The organism is Vibrio sp. R15-SG3-ISO1A (assembly GCF_059833955.1).
Genome location: NZ_JCBDGH010000086.1, coordinates 23,837 through 35,295 on the forward strand (window position 1 = coordinate 23,837; position 11,459 = coordinate 35,295).

Sequence of the window (11,459 nt, forward strand, 5' to 3'; positions counted from 1 at the left end):
CGTCGAACACTACACGCTTCGGGTGGCTAATTAAAACTAAACGCCCCCGAAGCGGCTCGATTCAATTGAGCTGTTGATGGTTTGATTGGTTAATTAGGCCAATAAATCCACAATGGCTTTGCCAACAGCGTGCGCGCTAGTTGGATTTTGCCCTGTGATAAGGCGGTCATCGACAATCACAAACTCTTGCCATGGCTGGACTTTAGAGTAGCGTGCTGCACTGCGTGCGAGAGACTCTTCAAGAAGAAAAGGAATGTCGTTGATTGTACCGAAGTCAACTTCTTCTTCGCGAGTAAACCCTGTCACGGATTTAGAGGCGATGAGCTTCTCGCCGTTGCTGAGTGTGATTGGCAGAAGAGCACCAGGACCATGACATACTGCCGCAATAATGCCGCCGTTTTCATAGTGTGTTGCGGAGATGTTTGCGAATTCTTCATTGCTTGCTAGATCTGAAAGAAGGCCAAAGCCTCCGGGGTAGAAGATCGCATCGTAGTGTTCTCCGTTCACTTGTGAAACAGGGATCGTGTTATTGATGCGATTTTGGAAATCATCATTCGCTAAGATTTTCGTGTTGACCACATCACCTTCTATATCGGTACCGTACAGTGGTGCCTGACCACCTTTTATTGAAGCAATATCGTACCCAAAGCCAGCTTCAAGCAGTTGGTCAAGCGCATGAGTAAGCTCTGGCGCGTAAGTTCCGTTCGCTTGGTCGGTATCACCGAGTGTCGCGTGGTTTGTCACAATAATTAGTACTTTTTTCATGCTGCTTTCCTCAAATGTTTTGCGTCTCTTTGTTCAACACCCTCATACTATTTGCTATTCAAATGAGTGATAATACACTGGTTTGACAAAACATTATTGCTAAATAGCAAAGGTAATTATGGATAGCTTTGAGGGTATCAACGAATTTGTTACGGTCGCGGAGAGCTTAGGGTTTTCTTCTGCAGCAAAACAATTAGGGGTATTGCGCCCATTTCTACGAAAAGTTCCACGCACCTCGTTAAGGTCATGATTTTATGAGACTATTTAGTAGGCGTCATCTATCAAACATCGTTATCATCACCTAAAGCCCTCTCTGATAAAGGGTTGACATCTTCCAGCAAGGCTTCAAGGTTTAGTGCATTCTGTTCTTCGGCAAATGTATAGTTACCCGCCAACTGAATATGGCTCCATGCGACGGGAGATAAATTGGCCAGTAGATCGACCACCGTTTGGTTACCTTTTTCTTCAAAGCGCTCCACTAATCCTGATAGCAAAGCCGAATTGTAATAGATTATGCAGTTGGCTATGAGACGAGCGCAGTCATTCCATTGCTCAATTTGATAATCATGGCCACCACGAAACTGGTTTCCATTTACCGACGCTATGGCACGTCGTAGTTGGTGATACGCTTCACCCCTATTCAAAGCCTGCTGAACAAACTGCCGGAGTGTTTGATTATCGACATACTCAAGAACGTAAATACACTTGATGAGCCGATCGTATTCCCGTAGAGCTTGAAGCGTACGAGTACTTCGTTTGGTATTAGCCAACTTTTTTACCACTGTACTTTGACTGGCTGATTTCCGGCTCAACGAACAGACTATATGCTGAATATTGTCCCATTCTTGCTCTATCAGCTTACTCTTAATTGGCTTCTTTAGGTTAATCTCCAGCTCTGGAGTCACACTTACATCAAACAATCCTTCAAAAATTCGCTTAAATCGTGCGTAACGTGGCGCAAATTGATAGCCAAAAATGTCTAATAACGCGAAGTTGACACTGTTTACGCCGTGAGTGTCTGTTGCCACGGAGCTTGGCTGTATCTCGCTACTATTGTTATAGAGAAGATCAAAGGCGAAATGAGCTTCATACTCATTGGGCGCGTTTACTGTCGTGTTTACTGGCACATGGTTGACCACTAATGTCAGTGCGGAAACCCCTTTCCCTTTGCGAAAGTACTTGGCTGAGAAACGGGCTTTAAAGGTATTGATCCGGCAAGCATGCTTTTGCCCATCGATACTACCAAATGGCGCTTGCTCATTGATGGTGTAGTACCTAAAGATTGGCAGTTTTGCTGTAGCATTAGAAATTAAGTCGTTAGCAACCTGTGTTGTCTCGGGTCGGATGTAACTGTCATTGACTGCGCGAAGGGCACCCACGCTGCGATCAGATACAGATGCAATATGGTGCAGCCCATAGTTCGCCCCATTGCCAAATAGACAAGCAATCAGATCTTCATCTTTTGCTTTCACGGTCTTCTTCCGTGATGCCATTGCAGAAAAAGCACTAAGATAATCTGTTTTACGGCTGACGTAACGCATTACCTCGATGATCCCCTTGTGCTGGATCTGATTGTATACTGGATTGTCAATGGCGGTCTTCCAACGACGGTTTGCCAAACTCCAAGTCAACTGATTAGAGCGAGGTTGGCATCGAACAAACTCGTTTGCATCCGCTGTTATATTTGCTGTGACACGCTTCAGCAGTGTCTGAAAGCGTTCTTCTAGCTGGGATAAGGTCTCTGATATCGGTGTAGCCAATCGTGTTAAACCTGTTTTTTCAATCAACGATACTTTATCCGACCGCCAGGTATCGGAAGGGATCAGGTCGTCTTCTAATCTGCGGTTCTTTTCACTCTCCATTACATATACTTGACCACTCTCAATATAAGTCGCAATCCGCTGGTAGAGGTAGTGTTCAAAACGTAAAGGGTTTGGTGTTTCCTGGGCAATGTATGGTTGCTCTCGAGGCGGGATAAGGGTCTCATTGATTGTCTGGATTAACGAACCCTGATTAAGCTCTCGCTTAGCGACAGTAATTTGATCCGTTAAAGTTGGCTGCAGCGTCTCAATATCGATGGCGATAAAGAGTTTGCGCAGCATTTTCCCTGATTTATGTGCATGGTGATCCACGTACTGCCACTGGTAATCTCGCAGATCGAGTTCGTTTTGGCACAAGTGCTGGCTCACTCTATTCAAATCTGTAGCTTCAAGCAGGGAGAAGGCACGTTGACGTACTTCGCCAAATGAGACCGAGTCTTCCAAGTCGTGGTCAGTAAATAATCGTAATATACTGCCAGCTTCTTTGAGTTTTGTACGAACTACTTCTAGGTCATCAGCAACCCGCTGCCTTGCGTACGCTTGAGCGGCTTCTCGGTGTTTCTCAACTCGATAACAAAAGGCTGTCACCAAACGGTCATTATTTTCTCTGTACCGAAAATAAAGGTAGCACACCAGATATAGCAACCCTTGCCACTTTGGTGTGCGTCGAAGTTTATATACTGAACGATGTTTAACTAAAGAGGCGTAATAGATCATGTTGCCTCGTGAAAGCTGCAGGGAACTGACCAAGGCTTTTAATGTTGGATAGATACGCTGCAGTGTGTGGTGTGTACTCAGTTCGCGTTCTAACTCGGAAGAAGCAAACCCTCTGGCAGAGCCGCGGTACTCAGATAAATTGTTAAGCTCTCCTTTATTTTTCATGATGCTTTGTAGTGTTTGAACCGCTTCTACAGACAAACTTCTCGACATGATGGCTTCAATACGTTTCCTTTCTTTGCTGAGTACTGTCGTTACCAGTGACTGGAGCGTACTGTAACCAGGTAAGGCTATACGGTGTTGACTGAAGAACGCGATCGCTTCATCTAATAAGTATCGAGGGTCGCTGAAAATCGTAGCGACATCAACTAGCCGGCTTTGCAACGCTGCCGAATACGTGGGCGTCAAAGTAGAAAACTCCAGCTGTGCTAATACCTGGCTAATTACGCGTGATTTTGTAGCTTTAGCTAGAACGACTTGTTGCGGCTTTTTGCCTGAGAAGTAGCGCTGACTGAGGTACTGGATATCACCACGTACTTGAGCGAGCTCAAACTGCGGTACAACGGGTTTGGCACGAAAGTAACCCAAGTACAAGATAAAGTAGTATTGCGTCTCTAAACGTGACAGGGACCGAACATAGCTGAGTAATTTACTATCGAGTGCGAAGTACTCTTCTCTTTCTTTTTGGCTGAGCGTAGGTAAACTATAGAGAGCATCAATTTCGTCGGCTTTCAGGATCTGGAGGCGTTGTTTTTTGGTCGCTGACATTGGGATTATCTGAACTATAACAAGAAGATGCCAGCATGCTAAGTGAACACTACTTCCAAAACAACACAGACATTTGTGCACCATGTTTATCTGAAATCGTTTAACATGGTGGGTGATACCCCAAACGTGCTCACAACCATCACTACACGTTTTTTGTTGAGCAGACAATACCGATTGCCAAATACCGCACCTCTAAGAGTCCTACTTGCTACTGTCACAGTATGCGACTTAAGCCTCCACTAAAATGTTGCTTTACATTTAACATCTCATAAATGATTTGGCGCAGGAGGGCTGAGTTAGATCATTGACCAATCCGACACGTAACGTTGCCGTTGTTCTAGTCACTAGGCCAAAGCAAATGGGTATTACTAAGCCTTTGGCCAATCATTTCATAATAACTGCTCACTATATCATTTAGGCTGGAAATTCAGTGAGATAGCAAGTCTTAATGGTTAAGGATTGAAATTCCTAATCATCAAGTTAAATATCACCCTGTTGCATAATAAGCCACACCCTGTTAGATTAAAGTTAAGAAAACTCAAGAGATTGCGCTCAGGTCAGATACACCTACCCTTCTTCGTAGCCCCATAACAAAACAATTACTTAACACTATTTAAGTATCAGATTTAATATGCAATTAAAAAGGATTTTTATGGCAGAAACACTCACATCGTTTGAAGAAACTAAAACTACTTCAAAAAACTGGTTATCTAATCGCATCAAAACAAGCAGTTCCTATCAGGAACAAATATGGGAACAAGGAATTAATGATTTAACTATTGTATCCCGAACTAAAAACAGAGAAATAGTGTGCAGCGCTGGTCAAAAATATATCGATTTTATGTCCTGCTCTTATCTCGGGCTTGAGCAGCACCCCGCTTTAAGCCAGGCCATTAAAATGTCAGTTGACAAATTTGGTGTGCAATATTCTGCAGCAAGAACTCGGGCAAAATGCGATATATTTGACGCTCTCGAAGAAAAACTTAATACTATTTTTCTCGACTCCTATACGGTGACATTTAATTCCGTAGGGGCCGCACACCTAGCAGTCCTACCGATTCTTGGTTCAGGAGAGCTGCCTGGTTACAACATGAGTCCAAAAGGCGTGCAGTGGATTATAGATAAAACGACTCATGCTTCGGTGCAAATCTTAAGGGGAATACTAGAACAGTTTGGCCACTGCGACAGGATAGACTTCTCTGATCAGGATAAATTGTATACTACCTTAAACCTGTGCAGACAGAATGGCAAAACGCCCGTCCTTATATCGGATTCTCTAGGCTCAATGGGAGGAAGCCATGATGTCCGTTTTCTAACGCAATTAGCAGCAGAGTATCAGGGGTATTACTATGTCGACGATGCCCATGGCACCTCAATCATCGGAAAAAATGGATGTGGATACACACTGCACCAGATAGGGGAATTTAGTGATAATCTTATTCTGCTCTCCTCACTCTCAAAAGCTTTCGGTTCTCATGGTGGTTCAGCCTCTTTTAGTCACCCACAGTCAGCCTCCTTCATAAAAAAATATGCATTAAATTATATCTTTAGTGGTCCTCCATCCTTACCCGGCATTGCTGCATGTTTGGCCTCAGCGGACATTCATCTTTCTAGTGAAATAATAACACTGCAAAAAAAACTTAAGGATAATATTCACTTCTTTGACAATGCGGTACGTAATGTCGAAGTCAAAGATAAAACAAGTCCCATCCGTACGCTTCAAATAGGCGATGAGACTGAAGCTATCAACACATCTAGACGTCTCCGCCAACAGGGTTTTTTGGCCACTGCAGCCATGTATCCGACCGTACCTAAATCAAAAAGTATTGTCCGTGTTGCCCTCTCCGCCGCGCATTCCATTGACGATCTTGAGCGATTTGCTACGTTCATAAATGCTCTGACAGAGGAATTGACATGTTAACAGAGTTGATAACCGCCTACCGCTATTCGGCAGCCCTGCATGCGTTTGTGAAGCTCAACATACCGGTTTGGTTAGGGCGTAGGGGACCCACAAGTTTGGAAGAACTTTCTGCTGCTAGCCAGATAGAGTCCAACCGCCTATCACGCTTGTTGGATGTAATGGAAGAATGCAACGTAGTGCGTGTTGAAGGGGATCACTATGTTCTGGCAGATAAGTGCGGCGCCTTAGCAGACGAAAATAGTCTCGAGACACTGTGGATTCTGTGCGAACTAGGTGAGGACTATTGGAGTATGTGGCCTGATTACCCTTCGTCCCTACTATCTTCTACCCCTGCATCCGCCTTCGAAACCCGACATGGCAAGCCCTTCTTTTCATATATCCTCACAAAGCCTGAGCTGAAAAGCACCTTTGATCGTTTGATGGCAAAAATTACAGAAGAGCTTGCCACTGAGCTTGTTAGCCACATAATTTGTGATACGCAGACGGAAGTTGTAGATATTGGAGGAGGTCAAGGGGTGCTGTTGAAAAAGCTGCATCAGCACTACAACCTGAAATCCGCCACTGTTATAGATGTGTACCCAGAGAACAACAAGAACGAAACTGGTATCGACTTTGTAGACGGGGACTTCTTTACTAGAATCGTCGAAGACAAAGACATTTATATCTTGAAAAATATTCTACACGATTGGGATGATGCTAACGCCTTAACTATCCTACGCAACTGTCATCGGGCAATGACGCCGGAATCAACTCTGTTTGTCATCGAAATCATCAAACAGCCTAGAAGTAATAAAGGTAAGACGCTAGATCTGCTCATGGATGCGCTCTTTCTTGGAAAGGAGCGATTTTATGCAGAATATGAGGTATTGGCCCAAGCTGCGGGCTTCACCATCGACAGGGTACATAACACTTCGCTGTCACAGTCCGTCATGGTGTGGAAAAAGGATATGGTATGAACTTATACTGGATTGTCGCAAAGGAAGAATACAGCAATGTTACGGAAATTGAGCATGCATATGCGGAGTACACCCATGAACTAAAGAAGCGAAATATCACGTTCAGCTTTATCGCTCTGGAAGACTGTGTCGTTTCCACTCACTTGGATAGAGGGCTGACACTGCTGTACAAAAACCAGCCGTTAAATTACTCTTCTGCTACATTTATCATCTCCCCTGCTAACCTGAATGCTCAAGCTCGCTCTACCGCCTCAAACCTCCGCCATTTCCTTCGTATCAGAAACGCATGCCTACTAAACAGTGGTATTGCCGGAGTTGAAACACTAGAGTGGGACAAAATAGGGCAGATGTCTTTGGCAGAGAAAATCGGTGCGCCCGTGCTCCCTTTTAGTACGCTAGGGTATCACCGACAGGTTATTCCCAACATTGAGCAATTTATTACCAGCTACCCTGGTAAGTATATTTTCAAACCTGCCAGCACTGGCATGGGCTTTGGCGTAATCAAGTCAGAAAACGATCAGCATGCGATTAGCATCGGAAACTTGATTTCAGCATCATCTCTCGAATATTTCATGATGCCCTTTCTTCCTGATGCCTGTGATATACGGTTTTTCTTTATTGCACATAAACTGGCATTCATTAAATTCCGCAAACCCCGAGGAGAAGGCTATATCGGCAACGTTGCTCTAGGTGGATCACAGGTTATTTTAACGGAAAATATGTTCCTAGCAGACTATACCCATATGCCATTTTTTCAAGAAATGCTGCGGTTGTCTCGAGAGATAATGGTTCAGGCCGACTGTTCGGTATTGTCAGTTGATTGGCTGATGAATAACGAAGGTTTTTATTTTAATGAGGTGGCCACGGTCGAAACCGGCCTGACTAAGCTGCCCGAGGGAATCAGGGCATTTGTATTCGATCAACTAGCTGGGATAATCCATAATCATCATGAAAGCGAATAAAACAACCTGTTTCATTTATCTGACAGTATTTCTTGCAGAATTTTCATTCTTCTTTGCTCTACCACTATTAGGGAAATCCCCAAATCTTAGTGCCTCCGACGTAGCAGCCTGTCTCGCTGGGGCTGTAATGCTGGAAAGTTTGCTTATGTTTACTATCACTGGTTATCTTGAACGCTTTTCTAGGAGAAAATTGATCTTTATATCTCTACTACTGAGAGGTGCGGCCTTCCTGACTATTTATTTGACACTATCATTGGTCGGCTGGGTATTATTCTTCTTAATTATTTCGGCTTCCAAGTCGGTTTCCAAGCCTTTTTTACGGGAAGTGCTAGCCGAAACCCTAACCGGATCGCAGTTAAAAAAAGCACTTAATACGTTCTCGCTCAGCCAAAATTCGGCCGTCTTCGTAGCGCCAATGCTGGCTGTTGCTATGATGAATTTGGAGTTTATCGAAGATGGGCTGCTGGTTCTGACAATATCTAGTATCATTATAGCTCTAGTAGCTCTTCAACTCATTTATGACCTTCCAGCCAATCATAAGTATTCAACTGACTCACCGCTGGCAAGTATGCAGGAAGGGTTTCAGAGCATCATGGCAAGTAGCCACATACGGCGTATCCTTCTGTCAGCATTCTTCTGTTTTCTCATTATGGGAATATTCATTACCGCTACAACGCTGTTAGACAAAATCAATCCTCACCTCGGTAAATATTCCGGAGTATTTTTCTCAGTCGTTGGTGTGACAATTTGTCTTTGGCAGGGAGGCGTGGCAAAACTTATCTCCTTTAGTGAACGGTCGCGTACTCAAATCATTCTGGTATGTGGATTATTATCATCAGCTTATTTGTTGGGTTCTGTGTATGTCGCAATTGCGGCGTTAATTGCGTACAGCATTTATGAGTCCGTTATCATTCCAGAACTTTACTATCAGGCAACAGACATTCCCTCTGATATATCTACCAGCGTGTTGTTTAGTTACATACTGATTGTGTCGAACGCTGGTGAAGCATTAGGCTCATGGGTTACCGGATTGGCGGTTACGCACTTGGCTGACCATGTTCCGATGTTTATCTTTATCACAGTACTGAGTTCCGTGGTGATTTCGTTCATCTGCCTGAAAAAAGACGACAGAAAGGAGTCACCATGTCAGCCATAGTTTTCGCTACCGGTGGAACAACCGAAAAAGCTAGAATTGTTGAGCACCCTTGGGATAATTATCAGTTTGTAACATCCTCAGCAGCTAAGGAATTACGCCCTTTATTCATGGATTTACAGGTCCGCACGGTTGCAAATTGTCTGACGGCAGGCAATTTGTGGGGAGGTTTTCTTTTTGCCCATGAAATTTGCCGTCACCTCGAGGTGAAATATTATCCCTTTGCCTCAGCTGTTGAACATGACACACTTTGTGAAGCTATATGTACAGAAAATATTGACACAATAATGTGCCTGCCAAGTTTTGCTGAATGCTTATTTAGCCAGAAGCGGAAAGTGCAACTAGCCTCGATCAGGAATATTTTTTACCTTGGGGAAATGTTCCCTGATTCACTTATCGAAAAGATACAACAACTACTTCCAAACGTATGTATCAAACCTCTAGCGTACACCACACAAGAAACTGGTCCAATAGGCTTTCAGTGTTCGCACTTAAATGGCGCTCACTACCATATTTATGACCATATAAACCTCGTTTGTTCCCCTACCAACGGTGAGCTCAGTGTAACCGTCATATATCCCGGACAATGCCACCTGTTGGAGCATTCAATGGGAGACGTGGGTGCTATCAAGCGCAATGTCCTGTGCCCATGTGGCCATAAGGGCGATATCCTACACCTTGAGGGACGGGTCCCAACGTCGAGAAACATCCTTGGCACTTCGATTTCAATCTATGAATTCACCCGGGTACTATCAGAAAGCTCTAACCATTCTATATCGGATACAGATATACAACTTGTTGAGGTTGACTATAAAGAACAAGGCCTAGGGCTTGTTCTAATGGTGTGTCAAAGAAGTCAAGTATCAGCAGAAACAATTAGTGAGCGACTTAAATTGTCACCATTGATAAGAGAGTTGATCAACGATGCCTTATATTTTCATGTTCTCATTACAAAGAAACGAACGTTTTTAAAGTCTGAGTCCACTAATAAAGTCAAGCCCTTTATTAGGACAAAGCACCAACCTGTTGAAGAAAGCGCAATATGTCTTGTAATAAAGTAACTAGTCTAAACTCGGTGCTTAAAAGATCCACCCAAAAACATAAAAGTATGGATGGAATGATATTGTGGTTACAAATTTCATATTATTATGAACTACTTAGACCGATTAATATCTGTTCACAAAAGTGAGCTGACTTCCGACTGGTCTTCCGTTGCATTTCTCCTTGGATAACTTTACTCAAGGAGAAATGCAAATGATGATGTAAAAGAGATAGTACCCAAGACTTTGTTACGTAACTCGGACAAGGGAGCTAAACCGTCTGAAATTGACCAATTCCGATACCGTACACTGAGTTTCTGGCATACCGAACCCTGTAAGATTTTTCAGTGCTTTTATCATAGCGTAAGTCTCACCAACTTGAGTGTTGTAGTTTTTCAGGCTTAATTTCCCACATAACAATTGTTTCACTCGACACTGCCATATAATTATACCCCATGATCACAGATTAAAAGTGGCAGTTTTTATATATTTGTCATAACCTATATGGCACACCACGTAAGATCATAACTTAAATGTCACTTAGGGCAGATTATGTACATCTTTGGCTATCTTAGAGCATCAACTAGCGATCAAAACGCGAAACGAGCACAGAGCACCTTACATAAGTTTGTACAGGATAAAGGATTCCGCATAGCCGGATGGTACATAGAAAATGAATCAGGGGCTTCACTGCAAAGACCTGAACTTCTTCGTTTGCTTGATGATGCTGCGAAAGGCGATGCAATCATCATTGAACAGATAGACAGGCTTTCTCGTCTGGATGAGAAAAGTTGGTTCACATTAAAAGAAATGCTGCACGAAAAAGAACTCAAAGTGATTAGCTTAGATTTGCCAACCAGTCATATCGCATTCTCTCCCCAAATCACCGATGAATTTACCGGATCGATGATCAAATCTATAAATAGCATGATGATGGATATGCTAGCTGCTATCGCGAGAAAAGATTACCAAGATCGCCGCCGCCGTCAGGCTGAAGGAATAAAGAAAGCCAAAGAGGAAGGGAAATACAGAGGGCGGCAAGCCGATTCAGAACTACACGAAAAAATCTATCAGCTACGAGTAGTCAACAAGCTGAGTATCAGTGATACCGCCAAACTTACCAATGTTTCAGGTCGTACAGTAATACGGGTTGCTAAGAAGTTGGCAAGTGAGCGCTCAGCGGGGTAAGAAGCTTAGCGTACGTTTTCGTTCCATTGGGCTTCAGACCCCTTAATCAACCGATGACTCATCCCGTTCTCCATGATAATTCTGACGGCTCCATGATCTCGAAAGTACTTACTGAATTTATGATCGATTTAGCTGCAGCGATGGCTCGAGATGATTATGAGACTCGCCG

The 11,459-nt window shown here is 43.6% G+C and carries 8 protein-coding genes and 2 pseudogenes; 7 read left to right on the forward strand and 3 right to left on the reverse strand.

The window, feature by feature from the left end:
- Positions 1–93 precede the first annotated feature (93 nt).
- Together AC6R0L_RS15195 and AC6R0L_RS15200 are read right to left on the reverse strand one after the other, a co-directional pair.
- Positions 94–765: a type 1 glutamine amidotransferase domain-containing protein gene (locus tag AC6R0L_RS15195; RefSeq protein WP_500629640.1), complete on the reverse strand. Its 672-nt coding sequence runs from the start codon at positions 763–765 to the stop codon at positions 94–96.
- A gap of 281 nt (positions 766–1,046) precedes the next feature.
- Positions 1,047–4,070: a Tn3 family transposase gene (locus AC6R0L_RS15200; RefSeq protein ID WP_500629641.1), complete on the reverse strand. Its 3,024-nt coding sequence runs from the start codon at positions 4,068–4,070 to the stop codon at positions 1,047–1,049.
- Positions 4,071–4,722: 652 nt separating this feature from the next.
- On the opposite strand from AC6R0L_RS15200, the gene AC6R0L_RS15205 reads away from it, so the two are divergent.
- Genes AC6R0L_RS15205 through AC6R0L_RS15225 form a run of 5 tightly spaced genes read left to right on the forward strand, consistent with a single transcriptional unit; the run spans position 4,723 to position 10,123 of the window.
- Complete coding sequence (locus AC6R0L_RS15205; protein WP_500629642.1) at positions 4,723–5,991, forward strand: aminotransferase class I/II-fold pyridoxal phosphate-dependent enzyme; 1,269 nt, start codon at positions 4,723–4,725, stop codon at positions 5,989–5,991.
- The gene (locus AC6R0L_RS15210) at positions 5,985–6,947 is read left to right on the forward strand and encodes a methyltransferase (protein ID WP_500629643.1); all 963 of its coding nucleotides are present in this window, start codon (positions 5,985–5,987) and stop codon (positions 6,945–6,947) included. Before AC6R0L_RS15205 ends, AC6R0L_RS15210 begins: the two co-directional genes overlap by 7 nt.
- A complete protein-coding gene (locus tag AC6R0L_RS15215) occupies positions 6,944–7,909 on the forward strand; it encodes an ATP-grasp domain-containing protein (protein WP_500629644.1) in 966 nt (321 codons plus the stop codon). Before AC6R0L_RS15210 ends, AC6R0L_RS15215 begins: the two co-directional genes overlap by 4 nt.
- Positions 7,896–9,065, forward strand: coding sequence for an MFS transporter (locus AC6R0L_RS15220; RefSeq protein WP_500629645.1), 1,170 nt, complete (start codon positions 7,896–7,898; stop codon positions 9,063–9,065). Before AC6R0L_RS15215 ends, AC6R0L_RS15220 begins: the two co-directional genes overlap by 14 nt.
- On the forward strand, positions 9,053–10,123 hold the full coding sequence (locus AC6R0L_RS15225; protein WP_500629646.1) for a phenylacetate--CoA ligase family protein: 1,071 nt from the start codon (positions 9,053–9,055) through the stop codon (positions 10,121–10,123). The genes AC6R0L_RS15220 and AC6R0L_RS15225 overlap by 13 nt, the downstream gene beginning before the upstream one ends.
- Positions 10,124–10,351: 228 nt before the next feature.
- On the opposite strand, the pseudogene AC6R0L_RS15230 reads toward AC6R0L_RS15225, so the two are convergent.
- Positions 10,352–10,534, reverse strand: a pseudogene (locus AC6R0L_RS15230) (hypothetical protein); the annotation flags it as partial.
- Positions 10,535–10,654: 120 nt separating this feature from the next.
- Here AC6R0L_RS15230 and AC6R0L_RS15235 point away from each other — a divergent pair.
- On the forward strand, positions 10,655–11,290 hold the full coding sequence (locus AC6R0L_RS15235) for a recombinase family protein (RefSeq protein ID WP_500629647.1): 636 nt from the start codon (positions 10,655–10,657) through the stop codon (positions 11,288–11,290).
- A 41-nt stretch (positions 11,291–11,331) separates the two neighbouring features.
- Positions 11,332–11,459: pseudogene (locus AC6R0L_RS15240) on the forward strand (recombinase family protein); the annotation flags it as partial.

Excerpts from the sequence above, each read along its gene's own strand:
- AC6R0L_RS15235 (WP_500629647.1), top strand. The coding sequence starts at position 10,655 with ATGTACATCTTTGGCTATCTTAGAGCATCAACTAGCGATCAAAACGCG.
- AC6R0L_RS15200 (WP_500629641.1), bottom strand. The coding sequence starts at position 4,070 with ATGTCAGCGACCAAAAAACAACGCCTCCAGATCCTGAAAGCCGACGAA.
- AC6R0L_RS15210 (WP_500629643.1), top strand. The coding sequence starts at position 5,985 with ATGTTAACAGAGTTGATAACCGCCTACCGCTATTCGGCAGCCCTGCAT.
- AC6R0L_RS15220 (WP_500629645.1), top strand. The coding sequence starts at position 7,896 with ATGAAAGCGAATAAAACAACCTGTTTCATTTATCTGACAGTATTTCTT.
- AC6R0L_RS15225 (WP_500629646.1), top strand. The coding sequence starts at position 9,053 with ATGTCAGCCATAGTTTTCGCTACCGGTGGAACAACCGAAAAAGCTAGA.
- AC6R0L_RS15215 (WP_500629644.1), top strand. The coding sequence starts at position 6,944 with ATGAACTTATACTGGATTGTCGCAAAGGAAGAATACAGCAATGTTACG.
- AC6R0L_RS15205 (WP_500629642.1), top strand. The coding sequence starts at position 4,723 with ATGGCAGAAACACTCACATCGTTTGAAGAAACTAAAACTACTTCAAAA.
- AC6R0L_RS15195 (WP_500629640.1), bottom strand. The coding sequence starts at position 765 with ATGAAAAAAGTACTAATTATTGTGACAAACCACGCGACACTCGGTGAT.